Raw genomic sequence first — 23,496 nt, forward strand, 5'->3', positions numbered from 1 at the left:
ATTTCAAAGGTTAGTTTGATAAAAATCAATCAATTTATTCACCGCTTGCGATACATATTCAGGTTTCCAATAGGTTTGTATATGAGTAGCTCCATCAATAAGAAATAATTCCTTGTTTTTTGCATTAATTGCTTTGCTAAATGCTTCATCAGTCATATATTTTGTATCAGCTTTGCTTCCAGCCATCATCAAAAGCGGTTGATTGATCAGATCCATATTCGTTGTAGCATCCCAAGTCATTAAGTCGAACAGACTGCTCATGGTATACAAAAAGGTTGAATTTGGATGTGCATAAGTCCTATAGTAATACTCATACCCTTCACGATATAGATCAGTTGAGGTTTTAGCAATTTCTTCATCTGTTATGCTCGCCACTCCTGCATAGATCACTTCACCACCTGCGGCTTCTTGAGCACGGGCATTCGAAGCTTGTTGTAAACGTTCTTGAATAGTGTTTAATTGTGAATTCTGGAAGCCATTACGTCTTACCTCTCCAGAGTTGAACATACTTAAGGTTGCAACCGCTTTAAACCGTTTGTCAGATTGGGCCGCTTTTATTGTATAACCACCGCCGCCACAAATACCTAAAACACCTAAATGGTTGACATCAACACCTGGGTACTGAGTAATAAAGTCTGCCATACCATGAATATCTTCTGTTCGAGATGTAGGGTTATCTGTATGACGAGGCTCACCGCCGCTTGCTCCTTGGTATGCGGCATCGGCAGCGATGGTAATATAGCCAGCTTCTGCTAAACGTTGCGCATATAATCCAGCTGTCTGCTCTTTTATGCCACCGTTGGGATGTGCGACTGCTATTGCTGGATATTTCTTTGAAGCATCATAATTTGCTGGCGTATAAATATTGGCAGCGATATCAATCCCATTCAGTTTATAAGTCACTGGGTGAATATTCACTTTTCCATTTACGTTTTCCGTAATAGCTCCCTCATAAACCAATGTATAAGGGTTTTGCTGACGGTTTGAATTTTGTTTAGTTTGTGCATTTACTACATCTGTAGCTGCTATTGACATTGCGAATGCAATTATTGATGTTAATTTTCTCATGTTTTAATTTTATTTTCTACTATTTAGAATTTCGTCTAAAACTTTTTGAGCCGCTTTAGCTTCCTTTTTACCAACGGATGATTTGATAACTCCTACAAATTGTTGTAATTGATTTGGTGTTAAACCAACATTCAGGCATAGATTTAAATGTGAACGCAGCATGGGTTCCACTCCGCCTATACTACTGAGTACCGATACTGTTACCAATTCTCTTTCTTCATAGGTCAATACATCTCGTTCGAAAATATCAGCGAAGAGGTGTTCTTTAAGGAAGATCTCTATTGTGGGTGCAAAAGCTGCATAACCGGTTTTCGGATAAGTTTCCGGCACGCCAGTTAATTCTTCTAATATCGCCTTTCCACGTTCGTATTTACTGCGTTCATCACTAATTAGTGATGCATCAATTCCTATTTCATCTTGAATATTTTTAGCTTTTCGTTCATCTAAAACAATCATAAAAGTTTGCAATCCCCTAAGGCTACGAGGAAATCCGGCATAGGCATAAAGATGCATAATAGCTTCCTTGATCTGGTTGACGGTCAACCCGGCATCAAGCCCCCTATTCAATTCTCCTTTTAGCTTTAACAGATCGCCTTTTGCAGTAACCGCCGAAATATTGATAATGGCTTGCTGTTTTATGTTTAAACTTTGATCTGTATCAACCTGTGCATTAGCAGTATATGTGAGAATTCCTGTCATTACCAATAGTATTAATCTTAAGAGTTTGTTCATAATCATTTCTATTTTTACTAATTATTCAACCTACATTCTCGTAAGAAGAATTGATGATACAAAGGTCGAGATTGAAAGAGAATCAATTAGTATACGGATTACGGTTTTCGCTACCAATATTACTTATCGAGACCTTTTTTCTTTAACCATTTTGATAATTCGTCGGCTACCTGGATATTGTTCAGGTCAGAAAAAGGAAAGTGCGTATTACCTTTAATACCAAATTCGGGAAGATGAACTACTGTTGCATCACCGCCATGTTTATTGATAGTTGTCGCCCAGATCCTCGCCATTTCAAGTCCTGAACGCCAATGATCCATATTCCAGACATTAGTGGGCCCCTTGGCAATGTTATCACCGTAGTAAATAACGATTGGTATTTTGGTAAGCTTAAGAAAATCAGCTAAAGGTATTTCCTCACCTTTCAGCTCGCCAAAAAGACCTGTTGATTTTATCGGTTGGGGCAATTCACCTTGGGGAAACAGGAAGCTGCTATACGGCTCATAAGCCACTACAGCTTTAACCTTATCATTTTTGATGGCTGTAAACCAGCCCGGCCCCCCACCCTGTGAATGAGTAACCAAAATACCTTCACCGATCTTATCAAATAATCTGGAAACCGCATCTGAAATAATGTTGCTATCAAAACTGCCCGTATTGGGAGTCATTTGTCTAAAAAATTGTTCAAGAGAAGCGCTGTCTTTTGGAAATTGGACATCTGGGAAGTAATCAGGATAATTACCAATCCTGAATTGCGTAAACCAGAACTGTTCGTCAGGAGTTGGGGTTATAGCAGCCGAAACAGAACTTTTTCCTGCATCGCCACGTCTCGGTTGGTCAATCAAGTAAACTGGAAATCTTCTGCGAAGAAAAATATTTTGAAAACCTTCTCTACCATCAGGTGTTGTTTCCCATGTTTTTTTAGATTGTCCAGCTCCATGCAAAAAAACCAGTGGATATTTTCTAGCTTTTATCGGGATCTGATAAAAAGTATAAGCATGGTCTCCATGAAAAGTTTGTCCTTGAGGCTTCAGAGAATTATTCAAATCGAAACTGCCCGGTTCAATAATCGTTGTTCCACCAACAGCAAAACTGCCTTGCTCTGCAATAATCAATGGTTTATGTTTATTTTGGGCATTAAGCGATATTGATGTAGCTAATACTAACGTGAATGCGCCCAGACACTTCATTAATTCTTTTTTCATTTCAATTGAATTTATTTTCCTACTCTGTTTTGTAAAGCTTCGGGATATCTCGCTCCCTGTATGGATATCTTTGAAGTTGCGTTACTAATTTGCTGAATATCTTCTACGGACAGTTCAAGGGTGGCAGCCCCAATATTTTCTTGCAAACGATGCAGTTTGGTAGTACCCGGAATAGGTACGATCCAGGATTTTTGAGCCAATAACCATGCTAATGCTATTTGAGCTGGTGTTGCATCTTTTTCTGCAGCGATCAATTTTAACAAATCTACCAATGCCTGATTTGCTTTTCTGTTTTCTTCCGAAAAACGGGGTACGATGTTTCTGAAATCCGTAGAATCAAATTTCGTGCTTTCATTGATTGCGCCAGTTAAAAAACCTTTTCCCAAAGGACTGAAGGGTACAAAGCCAATTCCTAATTCTTCCAATGTCGGGATAATTTCCTTTTCAGGTTCACGGAAGAATAAAGAATATTCGCTTTGCAACGCTGCAACAGGTTGAACAGCGTGTGCGCTACGGATTGTTCCAATACCTGCTTCTGACAGCCCCCAATGTCTTATTTTTCCTTCGCTAATCAAATCCCGAATGGTTCCGGCAACTTCTTCAATAGGTATATTAGGGTCAACACGGTGCTGATAAAAAAGATCAATATAATCGGTTTTTAGTCTTTTCAAGGACGCTTCTGCCACTGTTCTTATCCTTGTAGGACTGCTATCCAATCCTTTTTTTGAATCACCGTCCTGAAAGCCAAATTTAGTAGCAATGACTACTTTATCGCGAAAGGGTAAAAGTGCTTCGCCCAACAATTCTTCATTCGTAAACGGACCATAACATTCAGCGGTATCAAAAAAAGTTACACCTGTTTCAAAAGCGGCCCTGATCAATTTAACAGCTTCCTGTTTATTTGTAACAGGACCATAGCCAAAACTTAATCCCATACAACCTAATCCGAGAGCTGATACTTCCAGCCCACTATTTCCAAGCTTACGTTTTTCCATTGCTTTTAGTTTTAATTGTTTTCATTTCTTATTGAATTGCTGTTCTTTTATTCAACACTACAAAGTTCTGGTTTGATATTGAGTGAATTAGTATACCAATTACGGATTCTACTACCAATATTACTGATTGGTATGTATATACTCTTATTGTTATAAGAGAATGTTTAATTTTGTATCAACAAAAAAGTAATAGCTATGGAACAGGCATATAATTTTGATACAGTAAGCCAATATAATGCTTTTAATGATCATGAAACTTTACACCCATTGGTCAGTATAGTTGATTTCTCAAAAGCGAAGAAAAGATCAGGTTCCCGTATGACTTTTGGACTTTACTGTATCTTCCTCAAGGAAATACACTGTGGAGATTTAAAGTATGGCTGTAATTATTACGACTATGAGGAAGGTACATTGGTATTTATCTCTCCGGGGCAAGTGATTGATGTGGAGAATAAAATAGATTATTATCAACCAATGGGACACGGTTTGGTTTTTCATCCGGACCTTATCAAAGGAACATCTCTTGCCAAAAGCTTGAATGAGTACAATTTTTTCAATTATAACACCGCTGAGGCATTACATCTGTCTGAAAAAGAAAGGAAGATTGTTTTTGATTGTTTTTCTAAAATTGAATATGAATTAAGTCAATCAGTAGACAAGCATAGCAAAAAGTTGATTGCATCTAATATTGAACTGTTCCTGAATTACTGTGAACGATTTTATGATCGCCAGTTTATTACGCGGGAAAACGTTAATAAAGGAATATTGGAAAGGTTTGAAGAATTATTGAATAGTTATTTCGCTTCCGAAAAGCCCTATAGCATTGGACTGCCATCTGTAGCTTATTTTGCAGATAACTTGCATCTATCGCCCAACTATTTCGGTGATCTGATCAAAAAAGAAACAGGAAAAACGCCACAAGAGTATATTCAGTTCAAATTAATTGACATCGCCAAAGAGAAAATTTTCGATTCAAAAAAGACCATCAGTGAAATAGCATACGAATTAGGCTTCAAATATCCACAACATTTTAGCCGGTTATTCAAAAAGATAGTCGGTCAAAGTCCAAATGAATATAGGGGTATAAATTTAAATTGATAGCAATAACTATATCTACCAGTTCATCACTTCCTACGTGCATATCCCTTAAATGTTTCTTGCTTCTCTATCAGTAATTTTGTTAGTTAAAAACATCTAGACTTTTGAGCATAAAAAAGCCCTTTAAATTGCTTTAAAGGGCCTCCAAGGTATTTGGGTGGATGATGGGGCTCGAACCCACGACCCTCGGTACCACAAACCGATGCTCTAACCAACTGAGCTACAACCACCGTTTGATTGGATTGCAAAAATACGTAATAAAACTACATCTGCAAATTATTTCTATCCAATATTAAAACAATTTATTCAGCTCCAATTATTTTAAAGTTTATGCGTTAATTTGTAGAGGATTATGGACTGGAAAGCTTCGATAAATAATTTTAAACAGTATTTACAGCTTGAAAGATCGCTTGCTGCCAACTCAATAATTGCCTATATTATGGATATCGAGAAGCTGTTTTCGTTCAGCTTAACACAAGATATTCTCAATCCGGTTAAATTAGAAACCAAGCACATTCAACTGTTTTTAGTTTGGCTGAAAGATTTAGAAGTGTCCCCTTCTTCACAAGCAAGAATACTCTCCGGAGTTAAAGCATTCTATACTTTCCTGGCCATAGAAGGTGAAATTAAACATAACCCGGCAGAGCTGATTGAAGCACCAAGATTAAGCAGAAAACTCCCCGATTTCTTACACTTATACGAGATTGAAGAAATTATCAACGCAATAGACCTCTCACAGCCAGAAGGACTACGAAACAAAGCTATTATAGAAACCCTCTATGGTTGTGGTCTCCGAGTAAGCGAATTGATCAATCTAAAGATATCTAACCTGTTTTTTGAAATAGATTTCGTAAAAGTAGTCGGAAAAGGCAGCAAAGAACGCTTAATCCCAATTGGAGGAGCGGCCAAGAAAATGATAAACCTCTATCTTCAGGAAATCCGAAACCATACACCTATCAAAACCGGATTTGAAGACTTCGTTTTCTTAAACCGCAGGGGAAGAGCTTTATCCAGAGTAATGATCTTCTTAATTATAAAAGACCTGTTAAGCAAAACCAATATCAAAAAGAACGTTAGTCCACATACTTTTCGTCACTCATTTGCTACCCATTTAATTGAAGGAGGGGCAGATTTACGTGCCGTACAAGAAATGCTCGGTCATGAAAGCATCACCACAACAGAAATATATACCCATTTAGACAAAGCTTACTTACAATCAGTTATCACCTCTTTTCATCCAAGGCCTTAAGCCAACAATTAAAAAAACTTGCAAATTCATTTAATTTAAGCAATCTTTGTTCGTTAAAACAAAGCAAAAACCATTGGGCAGAAAACTAGTACTTAAGTCTATTGCGTTTCTACTGGTGTTTACCCTCGCATATGTGCAAACTGTGCTGGTTGAACACCGATCACATCGTACTACCCAACATTCCCATCATTCATCAAACGAAGATCAAGTAAGCACCTATACTGTAAAATGTATAATCTGTGATTATGTATCTACCAGACGATCTGATCCTGCTTTATTAAGTTCCCCTATTCAAATTACGGTCTTCGAAAAGACCATCCATGTTTTTCAAGACAAAAGTAAAACAGATATCCTTTACTGTTTTCTAGAAGAATATTCCAACAAGGGCCCCCCTGCTGCATAATTTTATATCTATCGTAACCTAAAAAGATTACGATTCTTCATTTTCCACATCTATATCAAATTATTGATACAGGTGTGTTCAGATATAATATATGTTCCATTAACACCCGTATTCATGTTATTTATAAAAAGATTCATATTACTTGTAATCTTATTAGTTCCATTTTATTCACAAGCGCAAAACAATTGTAATTTGTCTATAAAGGGTCGGATCTTAGATACAGATACCAATCTGCCTTTATCAAATTCAACCGTCCACCTTCAACAAGGTAATAGAGAAACACAAACAGATGGACATGGATTCTTTAGTTTCGATAAACTTTGCCCTGGAAATTACACGCTGCATATAACTACTTTAGGCTTTAAGAACCAGGAGTACAAAGTTAAGCTTCCACAAAGTAGTCCATCAATTGATATCCTTCTAGAACATGAAGGCATCGTTTTACATGATGTAGAAGTTATTGGCCATCAAGCTGCAGTACGAACTACAGCAACCGCAACCACGATCAAAAACAGCGATTTGGTTGAATCAAAAGGTTCTGTATTGGCTGAAATATTACAAAATGTTGCTGGTGTAACCATGATGCAAACAGGAGCAACCATTGCAAAACCAGTAATCAACGGTATGCATAGCAATCGCGTTTTAATGGTTAATAATGGAATAAAACAAGAAGGGCAGCAATGGGGTTCGGAACATGCTCCAGAAATTGACCCCTTTGTAGCATCACAAATTACCGTGATTAAAGGTGCAGAATCTGTTCGTTACGGCGCAGAAGCTATTGGTGGGGTAATTCTGGTAGAGCCAGCTCCTCTACCCATTAATAAAGAACTTAGCGGTAACATCGATCTGGTTGGTAGCAGCAATGGAAGAACCGGCACAGCCTCTGCCATGCTTGAAGGCAGCATAAATAGCATACCAGGTTTATCATGGCGGGCGCAAGGTACTATAAAGCAAGGAGGTAATTTACAAGCTGCCGACTACTATTTAGATAATACAGGCGTTAAAGAAAAGAACTATTCTGCTGCATTATCATACAATGCTCGCATTGCACAAATCGATGTGTACTACAGCCATTTCAACACAGATCTTGGTATTTTTGAAGGAGCTCATATTGGCTCTCTGCAAGATCTGGAGGCAGCGATTAAAAATGGACGACCTTTTGATGATGGTGAATTTACATATAAAATTGGTGTTCCAAGACAAGCTGTTACACATGATTTAGCTAAACTAAAGGTCCATAAAGACTTAAACAATGGTGCCCAACTCGATTTACAATATGGTTATCAACGCAATGCACGTCAGGAGTTTGACATCCGCCGTGGAGATCGAAGCGCCATTCCGGCACTGGATCTAATATTAGATTCACATAGCCTGGACTTTACTTATGATAAGATAAATGCAAAAAGCTTAAGAACAGTTCTAGGTTTGAATGCTACCGCGATTATCAATAACAGTGTACCCGGAACTCAGGCAACACCCCTTATCCCAAATTATGATAGTTTTGGCTTAGGAGGATTTGCTATCGAACGTCTGGTACGTGATAAGTATGAATTAGAAGCTGGAATACGTTATGACTACAAGAATTTAGATGCTGCTGGTTACAGAAATCAAGCCTTATATGGCGGAAAACACGAATACCACAACGTTTCAGGTTCTCTGGGAGCAGTGTGGAAACCAAAACAAAATTGGGATCTGCGCAGCAATATCGGACTCTCCTGGCGCCCCCCTACTGTAAACGAATTATATAGCAATGGTTTGCACCATGGTTCTGCTTCTATCGAAATCGGTGATGACCAACTTAAAAGCGAACAAGGCTATAAATGGATCAATACCTTTCATCTTCAAGAAGAGAACTTAAATATCGAAATCAGCGCTTATGCTCATTACTTGAATCATTACATCTATTTAAACCCCACTGGTGAAATACAGGAAAGCCTGAGAGGAGCATTCCCTGTTTTCGATTATATGCAGACCAATGCGCTATTTTTAGGCACAGATATTTCAGCATCTTATCGTTTTCCTTATGGATTTGAATATTTCCTTAAAGGATCGCTCCTTAGGGCTGATGATACAAAAAGCGAACAGAATCTACCAATGATTCCCTCAGACCGTTTAGAGAATCGCATTCGATATTCTATGCCTATAAATAACGACAAGATCTCAGATTCGTTCCTGCAGATAGAATACGCTACGGTATTTAAACAAACCCGCTATAATCAGGAAACAGACTTTGCACCGGCTCCTCCTACCTATAGTTTATTAAACGTTAGCGGTGGAACCAAACTATTAATGGGTTCACAGTCAATAGGATTAAACGTTTCAGCTAACAATTTACTTAACGTTTCCTATAAAGAATACATGAATCGTTTTCGTTACTATGCTCACGACATAGGACGAAACATCACACTTAGATTATCTTATAATTTCTAACATTAAAAATTTACAAACATGAAAAAGAATCAATTATTATCAATCGCAGCAATCGCACTTTTACTTATAGTTAGCATCACATCTTGTTCTAAAAACGACCCTATTCCTGAACTGGATCAAGAAGAATATAATTCTATTCAACTTGTTTTTGAACATGGAACTTATACTAACAACGTATTTACTCCTTCTGATGGAGAGACCCTTGTAACATTCACAAAAGACGGGACTCCAACTCCAGGAACTATCAATTTAACTGAAGGCAAATCTTACCGCATGAAAATCAACCTTCTTTCAGATAATGAAAGCATTAATCAAGAGATCATTGACGAAGCAGATGAACACCAATTCTTCTTCTTAGGCTCGCCAGATGGAGTTTTCGATTATAAATACGAAGATGATCAAATTGGATTAACAGGAATATTGAGTGCACTGAAAGAAACAAATGCAGCATTCGACTTCCAAATCCTATTACGTCATGCTCTAAACAAAGACCACGCTGCAGCTCAAGCATGGAATAGTAAAACTTACGTTGAAGCAGGAGGTGCAGATGATTTAAACATCAAACTGAAAATTCAAGTAATACCAGCGAATTAAAAACCAATAACAGTAATATTAGATCAATCAACCGATGGTGGGCAGCATTAGCTGTTCACCATTTTTATTCTTCTCCCCAACGATAGCTTTTAAGCGAAAAACCAGCTAACTGCAAAACACGATCTACCACCGTAGCGGCAAGCTCTTCAAAATTCTTAGGTAAACTATAAAATGAGGGACTGGCAGGACAAATAATTCCACCTGCTTCAGTAATCTGCTTCATATTTTGCAGGTGAATTAAATTATAAGGAGTTTCACGAGCTACCAAAATCAACTTTCTACGTTCTTTTAGAATCACATCTGCAGCCCGGCTAACAAGGTCGTTCGATATCCCACTTGCAATTCTACCAATGGTACCCATTGAGCAAGGACAAACAATTAAACATTCATAACCTGCAGATCCTGAAGCAAAAGGAGCAAAAAAATCATTGGTTTTATAGAACGTAAAAGGATAATCTTTATAATTTGCATTACCAAGTTCTAACTCCCATACCGTTTCTGCATTATCCGACATAACAAGTCCAATATCCGACACCTGATCTCCTAACTGGGTTAATCTATCAAACAACACCTTAGCATAAATGGAGCCACTGGCACCCGTAACGGCAACTACAACCTTTTTTCTCTCTTGCATAACATACAAATAAACTCAAAGCTAAAACAAATAAATACTGATTACAATATAATCACATTTAAACGTTTTCTACCTCTTGCAAAAAACAACATTGGTATTCTACTGTTTAATCTTTAATTTTGGCGACATATGACAGCCCTCTTATTAATATTTCTGGGATTAATGGTTGGAACCTTTGGAACAATGGTAGGAGCTGGCGGGGGCTTCATTCTCGTACCCATACTCTTACTGCTTTACCCAGAAAAAGACCCCGAAATCATTACCAGTATCTCTTTAGCTGTCGTATTTCTCAATGCAACCTCAGGATCTTTGGCCTATGCGTTTAAAAAGCGTATCGACTATAAATCGGCCTGGTTATTTTGTATAACTACCCTACCCGGCTCTATTCTAGGGGCTTTATCAACCTCTTATATTTCAAGAAAAGCATTCGACCTAATATTTGGAATCGTTTTATTAATACTAGCGATCATATTAATCATCAAACCAACAAAAACCGCCCCGGAGAAAGAAGGAAAGGAAAAGAAATCATTTTGGAGAATGGCAAGGTACCTGATGGATATTGATGGTGTTCGATATATCTATCGTTATAATTTGCTTTTAGGGATTGTATTAAGCTTTTTTGTAGGCTTTGCATCTAGTTTATTAGGTATCGGCGGAGGCATTATTCATGTACCGGCAATGGTTAATTTATTAAACTTCCCGGTTCATATTGCAACAGCAACTTCCCACTTTGTATTAAGTTTAATGGGTTTAAGCGGAAGTATGATCCATTACATTAAAGGAGATTTACAAGAAGGATATTTTCAAATACTATGGTTAGGTATAGGTGTTATCGTGGGAGCACAGATTGGCGCTATATTCTCAACACGTATTAAAGGAAAAATAATTATCCAATGCTTGGCATTTGCATTATTAATTGTTTCTATCCGAATTTTGTGGACAGCCTTTGGCTAATTCGCTTCTATTTTTATAATTTTGTCGTTCTGGTTTTTAACATAAAATTATCATTCTCCCATAAAGAGACGATTTGAAAACAACAATATGAGTTTAAGCTTACTGGAAGAATACATAGAATCTGGCGATTCATTCGCAATGGATAATTTACTGCATAATAATCCGAGCTTAGCTACACAAAAGACAAGTCACGATATCTCCCCGCTCCTGCTTGCCTGCTATTATCACAAGCTGCAAATTGTTAAAGTACTCTTAAAACATATTGATAAAGTAGATATCTATGAAGCTGCTGCAGTAGGCTTAGTAAACGAAGCTGCTGAAATTATTGAAGCTGATCCTTCTCAACTATCCTCCTATTCAAATCACGGCTTTACAGCTTTGGGAATGGCTTGCCACTTCGGAAATGAAGAAATAGTACGTCACTTATTATTAAAAGGCGCTGATCCGAATCAAACATCCGACAATGGATACCATGTAAACCCTTTGTATACAGCTGTTAATGCTAACTTTGATGCTATTGCTAAATTATTGGTTGAAGGGGGCGCAGAAGTAAATATTATACAAGCCGGAAACCTAACACCTTTGCATGCTGCTGCTGCAAACGGAAATATAGAAATGTTGATTCTATTATTGGAGAACGGGGCAAATGTGCTTATAAAAGATGATAACGGACAAACTCCGGCTAATTTTGCAGAAGCAAAAGGCCATCATGAGATAGCGAAGATTTTAAGTTTTTAAGAGCCGAGTGTTTTAAAAGTCAAACAGGCTATTGTGAGTGCGCTTCACATAGTTTCTGACATCCAAAACAATACCTGCTAAAAGGTAGAAAATAACGGGAAACCCTACCGCCAAAAATGAGCTATAAATAAAAAACAGGCGAATCCTTGCTACAGAAACACCAAAGCGCTCACCTAAATAGGTACATACACCAAACGAACGTTGTTCTAAAAATACCACTAAGCCTTTCATACTTATCTTTTAATAATTTGTGAACCAATCTCACAGTTTAAACAACGCTTTTTATCGCAATAACTTATTTTTAATTGCTTTAAAGCTTGAGTATCTGCTGAAGATTGAACTCGTATTTGCAATTCGGTATATTTTTGAATAATACGATTATTCTCTGGCTTTATACATTCAAGAAATAAAACACTTCGGTCCATAAAGCTGCTATCACCCACATACTTTCCATAGGAAAACAAAAGCAATGCAATCGTATTAATCAGAATAAGATCAATGGCACCCTTACCTAATGTGGTATTATGTCTGGCAGTTTCCTTTTTAAAATGATAATGCGTAGACCAATACTCATTAATTATCAAGGCATTAAATCGTACTCGCCACAAATTTAAGTTTTCTATTTCAATAATAAGAGCAAAAAAATGATTAATTGAAGAGCACAAAGCAGCAAACTGAGCTAAACGAATAGTTGGGAAACCTGAAGGGCGCATTCTAAGGAATTTCCAGCTCACACTTTCCATTGGCTTAAGCTTATGTATCTTGCGCAAATAATTGAATTCTTTCTGCAGATGTAGTGGGTATTCCTCCTGAAAATCAACGCCCAACATCCCAGCCTGTCCAAATACTAAAGCTTCAATAGCTGTACGATCGGGGCTGTATTTTCTTATTAATCCAGAAGGTAATATTCTCGCCAGCTGCTCAAAAGCATCTGCATTTACACCAAATCCAAAACTTCTGGCAAGCATAATATAGCTCACCTCTTCCCAATCTCCACGATATTCATCTAATAATTTTAGAATATACGCTGATTTTGAAATAAACCTTTCAAACAGTAAAGTGCCAAACCACTGCTGGATATAAAACGGATCAACCGTATGGATCAGTTTCTCGCAAGGGATCCAATGCATGCTATTCATGATAGAATCGTATCTTTCCAACACCTTAGCTTCTATCAATGATTCCAATACCAGTGTTTCAGGGATTGTACCGTCTTCTCGCTTAATTTCTACATCGTATTGATTTACAACATGAAGGACTACATTGTTATAAACTGGATTAGACTGATGATTATGATTATTCCATTCCGAAGAGGTTGTATGAATTTCGACATTTCCTACCCAGCCAATACCATCAATACTAAGAAAAGCATTCTCGAAATCTGGCCCTTCATTAAAGTTTTGAAGTCCGACACGCTTAATCTGCAATTCCTTTCCCGATAGTGTACGAAGTTCTACCTTTCTAAAAAGTTGATACTTCCATATAAATTGAAGAATATTCTCTGAAAGCTTCATCGCCCATCAAGATAAATATTAATCAATCTTCCTGAATTACTATCGCGCTAAAACTATAATTATTAGCCCTAACTATACTTAACTAGATATAGAACCGTTTCCTTTAAAAGCGAAAACTACACTCTTCAAGCCTAACTTCAAATAAAACAGTATATTTACAATATGGAAGCATTAAAAGTAACCACATTCCAAGCTTATCTGTTTTGGGAGAACACTGAAAAGAACCTTAGCAATCTTTCTTTAAGACTATCCTCATTACGTACTTCCACAGATATAATTATCCTGCCAGAGATGTTCAATACGGGATATACAATGAATGTTGAAAAATGTGCTGAAGAAATGCACGGCATAACCATGCAATGGATGAAAAGTCATGCCAAGAGGTATGACTGCGTTGTTGTTGGAAGTTTAATTATAAAAGAGAAATCCAATTACTACAACCGTTTAATATGGATGCGTCCTGACGGAACTTTCGAGCAATATGACAAACGGCACCTTTTCACTTTAACGGAAGAAAAAACACTGTTTACTGCAGGAACCGAGCAGATTACTGTAGAACTTAAAGGCTGGAAAATACGTCCGCTAATATGCTATGATCTTCGTTTTCCTGTATGGTCAAGAAATGTTGATACAGAATACGATATCTTGTTATATATAGCAAGCTGGCCCGATTCAAGGATTGAGCACTGGCAAAAACTGATTCCTGCGCGAGCAATTGAAAACCAATCTTTTGTTATTGCAGTAAACCGCGTTGGTTATGATGGCAATGAGATCTATCATTCTGGCGGCTCCATGTGTATATCGCCTGCTGGTGAAGTAATTTACTATAAACCTGAAAACGAAGATCTATATACATTCACAATATACCCGAAAGATTTAATAGCTAACAGAGAAGAATTTGCATTCTTGGCAGATGCTGAGAAGTTCAAGATAATTAAATAAAGTACCTTTTAGAGAAAAGTTAATCTACTTCGAAAAGCAAGGCCATTCAAGCCTATAAAGTATGCTCTGGTTTAAGAATAAGGACGCTCAAGTATCGCTTTAATGACAATAGCTTCCTCTAGGTTGAAATGAACAGCGTTTCTTTCCCTCTCCAGATCATGAACCTCAAGCGCCATCGTTTCCAATCGCTTAGTTTCAGTTCTTCTATCTGCCCTTATTTTCTTCGCTCTTTTTATCTCTCCATCCTCATCGTAAGTAGATAGCCGTTTGTATTCTTCTAATAAACTTGCAGGTCTCTCAGTAGGAACGTATTTCTCTCGCTTATAAAAAGTCTCGTATTGAGGTTCTACATAGGCTTGCTCATACCTTTCTTTTGGAACTTCAACTGGTGGTTTATCGACTATAACAGGCTGTTGCTGTGGCATTTGAGGATCCAATAGTTCTTCCAGCCAATCTCTTTTTCGAGGAATAGCCTCCCTTTTTTGAGAAACAACTTTCTTAGCAGGTTCAGGATGAGAAGCTACCGGAGGAGGTGAGCCTGGTTTTCCTAAATTTCGCTTTGCCGCCTTTTCTTGTTCTTTCTTAACACCCAAATAGGCTTGAAAAATAAAGAAAGCAATCGCTAAAACAACGGGAATGAAAGTTTCCATCCTTAAAGATACAATATTTATGGGGACATCAACAAAATAAAAGCTTTCCTATGTATAAACCATGCTCAATATTAAAAGAATTATTAAATTCGCATTCCACTGTTTTTACCTTAGTACATAATTATTAATGCAATTAACGCGGCTTGACATAAAGGGCTTCAAAAGTTTTGGTGATAAAACAACCATCCATTTCAACAATGGGGTAACCGCGATTGTGGGTCCAAATGGTTGTGGAAAATCAAACGTGGTAGATGCAATACGATGGGTACTAGGAGAACAGAGCACTCGAAATCTTCGTTCAGAGAAGATGGAGAACGTCATTTTTAACGGCACGAAATCAAGGAAGGCAGCCCAGCTTGCAGAAGTATCGCTATCTTTTAATAATACAAATAACACCCTACCTACCTCTTTTTCTCAGGTTACCATTACCCGAAAATTATATCGCAGTGGTGAAAGTGAATACCGCATTAATGATGTTCAATGCCGACTGAAGGATATAACGGATCTGTTTTTGGATACTGGTGTAGGTTCTGATTCATATGCCATCATTGAGCTGAAAATGGTGGATGAGATCATCAATAATAAAGAAAATTCACGACGCACCTTATTTGAAGAAGCATCGGGTATATCGAAATATAAGATCCGTAAAAAGCAGACTTTCAATCGTTTAAAAGAAACCGAATTAGATTTAAGCAGAATAGATGACCTCTTACTTGAGATTGAAAAAAACTTAAAGAGTTTAGAATATCAAGCCAGAAAAACAGAACGCTATTACCATTTAAAAGAGCAATATAAAACGAATGGTATTGCTTTGGCTTCTTTGAGGATGGCTGGATTTAAAAAGGACTTAGAAAGCATTAAGGAAAAAGAGCTTGTTCAACAACAGCAGAACAACCAGGTTAGCAGTGAAATATTTAACGTAGAGGAAGCGATTAAAAAGTTAAAAGCGGATCTATTAACAAAAGAAAGCAACCTAAGTACGCAACAAAAGGCGCTCAATAAACAAAGTTCAGAAATCCAACAATATGAAACTGAGAGGAAGGTTAAAAATGAACAGCTTCGTAATCTAAATGAAAAGAACGAAAGCCTGAACAAAGACCTACTACAAGATAAACAGCAATATAATCACATTCAATATAACCTGACACGCATAAAGGAAGAGTTATTCATTGAAAAAGAAAAGCTAAATGTCTCCAATCAGAACCTCGAAGGAAAGTCTAAAGAAGTAGATACGCTCAACAATCAACAAAAAACGATAAAAGCAGAACTGGATGAACTGTTGAGTCAAAAAAGCATTGCTCAAAATAAACGCTATGAATTAGAGAAATCAACTGCTGTATTGTTAATTCAAATTGATGCGTTAAAGCAAGAAAGTCAGAAAAGCTCATCCGATAATGAGACTCATGAAATTGAACTAAGTTCATTTGATAAAGCGGTTACTGAAATAAAGATCAGGTTAGAAACACTTCAGAATGATTACGATTTCTTTATTAAAGAAGAAGAAACACTAGAGAATCAATTAAAGGAAACTACACAACGAATTGAGGAGCTCAACACGCAAAACAATCAGGAAATAAGGCTGTTAGATGCCCGCCAAAACGAATATAACTTAACAAAATCGTTGGTTGATAATTTAGAGGGCTTTCCTGAATCTATTCGTTTCCTGAAAAAGAACCCAAAATGGAAAGCTAATGTTCCTCTATTTTCAGACATTTTATATTGCCAGGAGAACTACCGGGTAGCAATTGAAAACTACCTGGAGCCCTACATGAATTATTATGTGGTTGATGATACGATAGATGCTTTAACCGCCATTCAACTTTTGAATGATTCAGCAAAGGGGAAAGCTGGTTTCTTTATTTTAAATGCGGTTAAACCCGTCGACAAAGAAGAAACTCTAACTGCTGACAATCTGATCCCTGCTTTAACCATCATTGATGTCGACAAGAAATATTTACATCTTTGCCAGCAGCTGCTAAGGAACGTTTATTTTGAACGAGAAAGCACGACAAGCCTGCAAGATCATCAATTATCGGATACTGATCTGGTTATATTAGATAAACATGGATCGTTTATAAAGAAAAGCTACAGCATCTCAGGAGGGTCTGTTGGCTTGTTTGAAGGAAAAAGAATAGGCAGAGCAAAGAACCTCGCTAACTTACAAACGGAGATCAATAAGCTGACTAAAAATCAGAAATCTTTAGAGTCATATCTACATCTTGAACAAAACAAATTAGCTTCTTTAAAAAACAGTTCCAGAAAAGAACAACTTCAGGAAATAAAGCTCCAGATTAACCAGCTTACCAACGAATTAATTTCGGTACAAACCAAACAAGAACAATACCAACATTTTATTGCCCATAATCAAAGCCAAAAAGAAAGTATCGACCAAAAGATAAAGGAGTTTGAAATTGAACTGCAGGAGAAAAAAGTTGAATTAGATAGCAAAACAAATGCTGTAGAGTTGTTCAATGACAGGATTGATTATCTCCAAAAAGAGCATACCAGTTATTCACAATTATATGCTGATGAGTCTGCTCTTTATAATCAGCAGAATATCAGCTTCCATCAACAAAAAAATAAGGTTTCAGGCTTAGAAAAAGACTTGGAATACCGTGAAATCCAATTAGAGAACATTGAAAACCGTGTTAGCAAACACCAGGAAGAAATTGAAAGAATAAAGCTTTTACTTCAAGATACTGTTCAGTTTGTAGATCTATCTGATGTTGATTTACAAGCAATGTACGAGCAAAAGGATTCGCTTACAAAGGGCTTAAGCGAAATTGAAAAGGAATACTACGCTATCCGAAAGGATATTAATGACCTTGAAGATAAGGTGGTTATTTTACGTCGGAATAAAGAACAGACTGATATCCTTTTAAATGAATTAAAGGATCGATCCAATGAGATAAGACTGGGCTTAAATGCTCTTTCTGAACGAATATCAGTAGAATTTAATCTGGAATTAGAAGATATAGAAACGCAGCATAGCATTGAAGGAGACGAAGAAGAGCTAAGAGAAAAAACAAACCGGTTAAAAAAGCAGCTAGATGAATTTGGAGCCATCAACCCGATAGCAATGGAGTCTTTTAAAGAAATGGATGAACGCTATCAGTTCATTAAACAAGAGAAAAATGATTTGCTGGAAGCCAGGGAAACCTTACTTCAAACCATCAAAGAGATTGACAATACCGCACGAGAGAAGTTCATGATTGCATTTAATGATGTAAGAGAGAATTTCATCCAGGTATTCAGGTCTTTATTCAGCGAAGAAGATACTTGCGATATTTTACTAACCGACCCTGAAAACCCATTAGAATCTGATATACAAATCATTGCCAGGCCTAAAGGAAAGAAGCCTCTATCAATCAACCAACTTTCGGGTGGTGAAAAAACCTTAACTGCGACCGCATTACTGTTCTCTCTTTACTTATCGAAACCTGCTCCTTTCTGTATATTCGATGAGGTGGATGCCCCGCTTGATGATACTAATATCGATAAGTTCAATAATATAATCAGGACCTTCTCAACAAGGTCTCAATTTATTGTTATCTCTCATAATAAAAGGACAATCGCCAACACGGACATCATTTATGGAGTAACCATGGTAGAACAAGGTATATCCAGGTTAGTAGCCGTAGATATGCAGGATTTAGTAGTCGATAGCAATTAAACTATTCAAAGGCAATAGAATTCCACCTTTAATTTGCAAATATTTATCCGTTAAAGACCAGACCGTAGTTTCAATACGCTTCGGACCATCTTGGGTCATAAACGTGATACTTGATTTTGATTTAAATTCATTTCCCAAACGAAGTGCATTCTGTAGCTTTGCCTTCAAATCTATACTATGATCAACAGGAGCATTAATAATCTTGTATTGATAAATATCCTCTTTTTGTATAAGTTCTGTTATCATTGCATTTTCCATATTCCAAACTAGTTAAGGGCCCTTATTTTTCTCGTGAATTTAATCAAAAAAATAGATTTATTTAATTAAAGGATTTTTTTCTTTAGCAAATAATTTAAATACTTGCTTATCAACCCATCCGGGAAAGAATTTATTCATAAAAACAGCCATTTTACCCTGTGAAGTCATAATTAAGGACCTTTTCCTCTTAAATACCCCATCTACTATTCGCTGTGCAACCTCTTCTGCCGACATCATTTTTCCTTCATCCATGTTAGTTTCACCTTGCTGTTTTCCTCTGGTATCCAATGCTGTATTACGGATGTTAGAAGCCGTAAATCCCGGACAGGCAAGCATAACATGTAAGCCGGTTTTAAGATTCTCAACCCGTAAAGATTCCATAAATCCGTTCATTGCAAATTTAGATGCCGAATAACCGGTTCTACCGGGTAAACCTCTATAGCCTGCGATGGAAGAAACCCCCACTAAAGAACCTTTTGATGCTAATAGTGATGACATTGCATATTTACTGCAATATACAGTACCCCAAAAATTGACATCCATTAAAGTCTTAAGAACCTGCAAGTCCAGATCCTTAAACAAAGCACGCATGCTAATTCCTGCATTATTAATTAGCACATCTATTCCTGAAAATTCAAGAAGAGTTTGTTCAATCAAATTCCTGCAATCTTCTTCTTTGCTGACATCACATTGAATAGATTTTGTTTTAATCTGATACTTTTCTTCAAGCTCTACTCCTAGTTCACATAAAGATGCATACTTCCTCGCAGCCAATACTATATTTGCTCCTCTTGCTGCAAACTCTTCTGCACAGGCCCGGCCTATTCCTGAAGAGGCACCCGTGATGATTACCGTTTTATTTTTAAAATCTTTCAATTCAGAGGGATTAAGAAACTAAGCAATATTACGCTCGTATGGAATCCTGGTTACAATAGAACGTCCCAGGGTTACCTCATCAACATATTCTAATTCGCCACCAAAGGCTATTCCTCGAGCAATGGTGCTTATCTTCAAGTTAAAATCCTTTATTTTCTTATATAGATAGAAAATAGTGGTATCACCCTCCATCGTTGCACTTAAAGCCAGAATAATCTCTTCTACCTCGCCTTTTCTCAAACGTTCAAGAAGCTGTTCAATTCTCAAATCTGTTGGTCCTACCCCATCCATCGGCGATATTAATCCGCCTAAAACATGATACACACCTTGAAACTGATTGGTATTTTCAATTGCCATTACGTCACGCGTATCCTCAACCACACAAATAATACTTTTATCTCTTTTATGAGAAGCACAGATCTCACAAATCTGATTATCAGCTATATTATAGCATTCTGAGCAATATTTAATCTTAGTCTTCAGCTCACTCATTGCTTCACTAAAGCGATTTACATCCTGTTCAGACTGGTTTAAAAGATGCAGCACTAATCGCAGTGCGCTCTTTTGTCCAATACCTGGTAAACGGCTAAATTCATTTACCGCATTTTCAAGTAGTTTAGAAGAAAAATTCATCTAACAAAGATAGAAATTCTACCTAAAAATTGCAGTGTAGAAAGTAGCATATACCCAAAGCCGAAGTAATTTATTAAATTAGCCCAATTCTATAAAAATATTATGGTAGAACAAGGAGAAGATAGAATCAGAGATGCATTCGAGAATAAAAGCTGGCAAGAAATCAAAGTAACTGATTCATGGCAGATATTTAAAATCATGGCAGAATTTGTAGAAGGATTTGAAAAAATGGCCAAAATAGGTCCATGTGTTTCAATATTCGGCTCTGCACGTACACCTCGCGACCATGCATCTTATAAACTCGCAGAAGATTGCGCCCGACTATTAACTGAAAAGGGCTATGGTGTTATTTCAGGTGGTGGCCCCGGAATTATGGAAGCTGCTAACAAAGGAGCTTATGAGGCTGGCGGAAAGTCGGTTGGGTTGAATATTGACCTGCCTTTCGAGCAGTTTCACAATCAATACATCGATCGCGATAAACTCTTAGAGTTCAATTACTTCTTTGTTAGAAAGGTGATCTTTACCAAGTACTCACAAGGATATATCGTACTCCCCGGAGGTTTTGGAACGATGGATGAACTGTTTGAAGCCATTACACTAGTACAAACAGGTAAAATAGCCCGGTTCCCAATAGTTCTGGTTGGAAAAGAGTACTACGGTGGCATTTTTGATTGGATAAAAACCCAAATGCTTGGAGCAGGAAATATTAGCGAGGGTGATTTAAGCCTTTATAGATTAGTTGATACGGCAGAAGAAGCAGTTGAACATATATTTAGATTCTACAATAAATACTTGCTTAAACCAAACTTCTAGCGGCTATATAAGCTTATTACTATATCATGTCTGTTGCTTCAACTTATAGCGCATTAATAAAAAAAGAAGCAGAACGTTTAGGCTTTCTTTCTTGCGGTATATCCAAAGCAGATTTTCTTGAAGATGAAGCCCCACACTTAGAGAGGTGGCTTAAAAACAATTATCAGGGTGAGCTCTATTATATGGAGAACAACTTTGATAAACGCTTAGATCCACGTTTATTAGTTGATGATGCAAAGTCGGTTATATCGCTATCATACAACTACTTTACAGAAGAAAAACAGCAAGACCCACAGGCTCCAAAACTATCGAAATATGCTTACGGAACGGATTATCATTTCGTAATCAAAGATAAACTCAAAGAGCTTCTATTGTTTATTCAAGAACATATTGGAGAGGTATCTGGAAGAGCTTTTGTTGATTCTGCACCAGTATTAGACAAGGCCTGGGCAGAAAGGGCTGGATTAGGGTGGATAGGTAAACATAGCCTTTTGCTCTCCAAACAAAAAGGATCCTTCTTTTTCTTATCGGAATTAATTGTTGATCTTGAATTAGAATACGATTCAAAAATACAAACAGACCATTGTGGAAGCTGCACAAAATGCATTGATGCCTGTCCTACAGATGCCTTACTGGATAATAAAACAGTAAATGCCAGCAAGTGTATTTCTTACCTCACCATTGAATTAAAAGAAAGCATTCCCTCCTCTTTCTCAGGAAAAATGGATAACTGGATGTTTGGATGTGATATTTGCCAGGATGTATGCCCCTGGAATCGCTTTTCTATACAACATCAGGAACCTTTATTTAATCCCCATCCTGATTTATTAGGAATGACTAAACAAGATTGGGAGGAAATAACAGAAGATACGTTTAAAAAGATATTTAAGAAATCGGCAGTGAAGAGAACAAAATATGCTGGTCTAAAACGCAATATCACGTTCCTGGACCAGCATACCTAATTCTATTTAAAGAATCTCTCTTTACTATTTTCCGAACTTATCTTGCAAACTTTTTAACATATCTGCAGAGATAGGACGAGGAGGTTTAGATGACTCTTTTGGTCTCTCTCTTTCTGTTTTAACGGGTGGTTTTGCCTGGGCACTACTTTCACCTATCTGCTGACTTTTCTTTGGAGCATCAGGAGCCTTGGCCTGACTCTGACGTGAACGATTCCAGATCCTTTCTAAACAAGTCTTTGTATACATTGGAAAATCACCTTTCATCATCCAGGCATAATAACTAGGTTCAATTTTAAAAATCTCCTCTACAGCCCTGCCTTTATGCTTGCCAAAGCTAAAAATCTCTATCCCCTCATTATCATAAACCATTCTTCCTGCGAAATCAACAGTTTTATTAAGATTAGTGAATTTATGCAAAGCCTCAATATCGTTTTTAACTGGAATCGACACTTTACCGGATTTATCTTCCCACTCTTTATTCTCGTATCTTAAAACCTGAGCTTTTAACACTTCAAAAGTGGCTATAACATCAGCCTCGGCTGAATGTGCATCTATTAAATCCTTTTCACAATAAAATTTATAAGCAGCCTTTAATGTACGCTGCTCCATCTGATGAAATATATTTTGAACATCAACAAAGAACCGGTTCTCGATATCAAAAGGAACATTCACCCGCAAGAACTCTTCCATCAATACTGGAATATCGAACCGATTTGAATTATAACCACCCAAATCAGCATCACCAATAAAATCTGCCAATTCCTGCGCTACTTCTCTAAAGGTTGGAGCATCAGCAATATCCTCCTGGTAAATACCATGAATTAATGAAGATTCTAATGGAATAGGCATTTCAGGATTAATCCGAAAGGTCTTTGTTTCTTCTGTACCATCAGGATTAGCTTTCAGTGCGCTGATCTCCACGATCCTGTCAGATGCTACATTAACACCCGTAGTTTCAAGATCAAAAATAACAAGGGGGCGTTTTAAAATTAAAGTCATGATTATATTATAAGGAGGGAAAAATTAACTGAATATGATGATTCCTATTATGATACCAACTATCATTACTACATAT

22 protein-coding genes and 1 tRNA gene are annotated in these 23,496 nt (G+C 37.1%); 10 read left to right on the forward strand and 13 right to left on the reverse strand.

Annotated features, from left to right (window positions below; genetic code table 11):
• Positions 1-3 precede the first annotated feature (3 nt).
• From C8N28_RS02520 to C8N28_RS02535, 4 genes are all read right to left on the reverse strand, one after another.
• Positions 4-1,068, reverse strand: coding sequence for an alpha/beta hydrolase (locus C8N28_RS02520; RefSeq protein ID WP_132221219.1), 1,065 nt, complete (start codon positions 1,066-1,068; stop codon positions 4-6).
• Between the two features lie 9 nt (positions 1,069-1,077).
• The gene (locus tag C8N28_RS02525) at positions 1,078-1,800 is read right to left on the reverse strand and encodes a carboxymuconolactone decarboxylase family protein (RefSeq protein WP_132221221.1); all 723 of its coding nucleotides are present in this window, start codon (positions 1,798-1,800) and stop codon (positions 1,078-1,080) included.
• A gap of 119 nt (positions 1,801-1,919) precedes the next feature.
• The gene (locus C8N28_RS02530) at positions 1,920-3,005 is read right to left on the reverse strand and encodes an alpha/beta hydrolase (protein ID WP_132221223.1); all 1,086 of its coding nucleotides are present in this window, start codon (positions 3,003-3,005) and stop codon (positions 1,920-1,922) included.
• Between the two features lie 11 nt (positions 3,006-3,016).
• On the reverse strand, positions 3,017-4,000 hold the full coding sequence (locus C8N28_RS02535) for an aldo/keto reductase (protein ID WP_132221225.1): 984 nt from the start codon (positions 3,998-4,000) through the stop codon (positions 3,017-3,019).
• Between the two features lie 195 nt (positions 4,001-4,195).
• Here C8N28_RS02535 and C8N28_RS02540 point away from each other — a divergent pair, with 195 nt between their 5' ends.
• A complete protein-coding gene (locus C8N28_RS02540) occupies positions 4,196-5,098 on the forward strand; it encodes a helix-turn-helix domain-containing protein (protein ID WP_132221227.1) in 903 nt (300 codons plus the stop codon).
• 156 nt (positions 5,099-5,254) lie between these two features.
• Here C8N28_RS02540 and C8N28_RS02545 read toward each other — a convergent pair.
• Positions 5,255-5,328: transfer RNA gene (locus C8N28_RS02545), tRNA-His, on the reverse strand.
• A gap of 122 nt (positions 5,329-5,450) precedes the next feature.
• Here C8N28_RS02545 and C8N28_RS02550 point away from each other — a divergent pair.
• From C8N28_RS02550 to C8N28_RS02560, 3 genes are all read left to right on the forward strand, one after another.
• A complete protein-coding gene (locus tag C8N28_RS02550; protein ID WP_132221229.1) occupies positions 5,451-6,347 on the forward strand; it encodes a site-specific tyrosine recombinase in 897 nt (298 codons plus the stop codon).
• A 595-nt stretch (positions 6,348-6,942) separates the two neighbouring features.
• On the forward strand, positions 6,943-9,180 hold the full coding sequence (locus tag C8N28_RS02555; RefSeq protein ID WP_165870288.1) for a TonB-dependent receptor: 2,238 nt from the start codon (positions 6,943-6,945) through the stop codon (positions 9,178-9,180).
• 18 nt (positions 9,181-9,198) lie between these two features.
• Positions 9,199-9,774: a hypothetical protein gene (locus C8N28_RS02560; protein WP_132221233.1), complete on the forward strand. Its 576-nt coding sequence runs from the start codon at positions 9,199-9,201 to the stop codon at positions 9,772-9,774.
• A gap of 64 nt (positions 9,775-9,838) precedes the next feature.
• Here C8N28_RS02560 and C8N28_RS02565 read toward each other — a convergent pair whose 3' ends face one another.
• A complete protein-coding gene (locus tag C8N28_RS02565; protein WP_132221235.1) occupies positions 9,839-10,408 on the reverse strand; it encodes a UbiX family flavin prenyltransferase in 570 nt (189 codons plus the stop codon).
• A gap of 129 nt (positions 10,409-10,537) precedes the next feature.
• Between C8N28_RS02565 and C8N28_RS02570 the strand changes: the two genes are divergently transcribed.
• Both C8N28_RS02570 and C8N28_RS02575 read left to right on the forward strand, forming a co-directional pair.
• Positions 10,538-11,362, forward strand: a complete 825-nt coding sequence (locus C8N28_RS02570) for a sulfite exporter TauE/SafE family protein (protein WP_132221237.1) — start codon at positions 10,538-10,540, stop codon at positions 11,360-11,362.
• Positions 11,363-11,449: 87 nt separating this feature from the next.
• Positions 11,450-12,100, forward strand: a complete 651-nt coding sequence (locus C8N28_RS02575; protein ID WP_132221239.1) for an ankyrin repeat domain-containing protein — start codon at positions 11,450-11,452, stop codon at positions 12,098-12,100.
• Between the two features lie 12 nt (positions 12,101-12,112).
• Here C8N28_RS02575 and C8N28_RS02580 read toward each other — a convergent pair whose 3' ends face one another.
• Both C8N28_RS02580 and C8N28_RS02585 read right to left on the reverse strand, forming a co-directional pair.
• Positions 12,113-12,331, reverse strand: coding sequence for a PspC domain-containing protein (locus C8N28_RS02580; protein WP_132221241.1), 219 nt, complete (start codon positions 12,329-12,331; stop codon positions 12,113-12,115).
• A 2-nt stretch (positions 12,332-12,333) separates the two neighbouring features.
• Entirely contained in the window at positions 12,334-13,614 is a 1,281-nt protein-coding gene (locus C8N28_RS02585; RefSeq protein WP_132221243.1) for a DUF2851 family protein, read from the reverse strand.
• 162 nt (positions 13,615-13,776) lie between these two features.
• Here C8N28_RS02585 and C8N28_RS02590 point away from each other — a divergent pair, with 162 nt between their 5' ends.
• Entirely contained in the window at positions 13,777-14,556 is a 780-nt protein-coding gene (locus C8N28_RS02590; protein ID WP_132221245.1) for a nitrilase-related carbon-nitrogen hydrolase, read from the forward strand.
• Between the two features lie 71 nt (positions 14,557-14,627).
• On the opposite strand, the gene C8N28_RS02595 is transcribed toward C8N28_RS02590, so the two are convergent.
• Positions 14,628-15,206, reverse strand: coding sequence for a hypothetical protein (locus C8N28_RS02595; protein ID WP_132221247.1), 579 nt, complete (start codon positions 15,204-15,206; stop codon positions 14,628-14,630).
• Positions 15,207-15,333: 127 nt separating this feature from the next.
• Here C8N28_RS02595 and smc point away from each other — a divergent pair, with 127 nt between their 5' ends.
• Positions 15,334-18,879, forward strand: a complete 3,546-nt coding sequence (gene smc / locus C8N28_RS02600) for a chromosome segregation protein SMC (protein WP_132221249.1) — start codon at positions 15,334-15,336, stop codon at positions 18,877-18,879.
• Here smc and C8N28_RS02605 read toward each other — a convergent pair.
• Genes C8N28_RS02605 through recR form a run of 3 tightly spaced genes read right to left on the reverse strand, consistent with a single transcriptional unit; the run spans position 18,859 to position 20,646 of the window.
• A complete protein-coding gene (locus C8N28_RS02605) occupies positions 18,859-19,137 on the reverse strand; it encodes a hypothetical protein (protein WP_246012717.1) in 279 nt (92 codons plus the stop codon). The two genes, smc and C8N28_RS02605, sit on opposite strands and share 21 nt — an antisense overlap.
• Before the next feature lie 57 nt (positions 19,138-19,194).
• Positions 19,195-20,013 carry an SDR family oxidoreductase gene (locus C8N28_RS02610; protein WP_132221251.1) on the reverse strand — a complete coding sequence of 273 codons (819 nt, stop codon included), beginning with the start codon at positions 20,011-20,013 and terminating at the stop codon, positions 19,195-19,197.
• A gap of 18 nt (positions 20,014-20,031) precedes the next feature.
• The gene (gene recR / locus C8N28_RS02615) at positions 20,032-20,646 is read right to left on the reverse strand and encodes a recombination mediator RecR (RefSeq protein WP_132221253.1); all 615 of its coding nucleotides are present in this window, start codon (positions 20,644-20,646) and stop codon (positions 20,032-20,034) included.
• A gap of 102 nt (positions 20,647-20,748) precedes the next feature.
• On the opposite strand from recR, the gene C8N28_RS02620 reads away from it, so the two are divergent.
• Together C8N28_RS02620 and queG are read left to right on the forward strand one after the other, a co-directional pair.
• Positions 20,749-21,459 (forward strand): LOG family protein, encoded by a 711-nt coding sequence (locus C8N28_RS02620; protein WP_132221256.1) that lies wholly within the window; start codon positions 20,749-20,751, stop codon positions 21,457-21,459.
• A gap of 26 nt (positions 21,460-21,485) precedes the next feature.
• Entirely contained in the window at positions 21,486-22,421 is a 936-nt protein-coding gene (gene queG / locus C8N28_RS02625; protein WP_132221258.1) for a tRNA epoxyqueuosine(34) reductase QueG, read from the forward strand.
• 24 nt (positions 22,422-22,445) lie between these two features.
• Here queG and C8N28_RS02630 read toward each other — a convergent pair whose 3' ends face one another.
• A complete protein-coding gene (locus C8N28_RS02630) occupies positions 22,446-23,420 on the reverse strand; it encodes a 3'-5' exonuclease (RefSeq protein ID WP_132221260.1) in 975 nt (324 codons plus the stop codon).
• Positions 23,421-23,496 lie beyond the last annotated feature (76 nt).

Source organism: Albibacterium bauzanense (assembly GCF_004339765.1).
GTDB classification, from domain to species: domain Bacteria; phylum Bacteroidota; class Bacteroidia; order Sphingobacteriales; family Sphingobacteriaceae; genus Albibacterium; species Albibacterium bauzanense.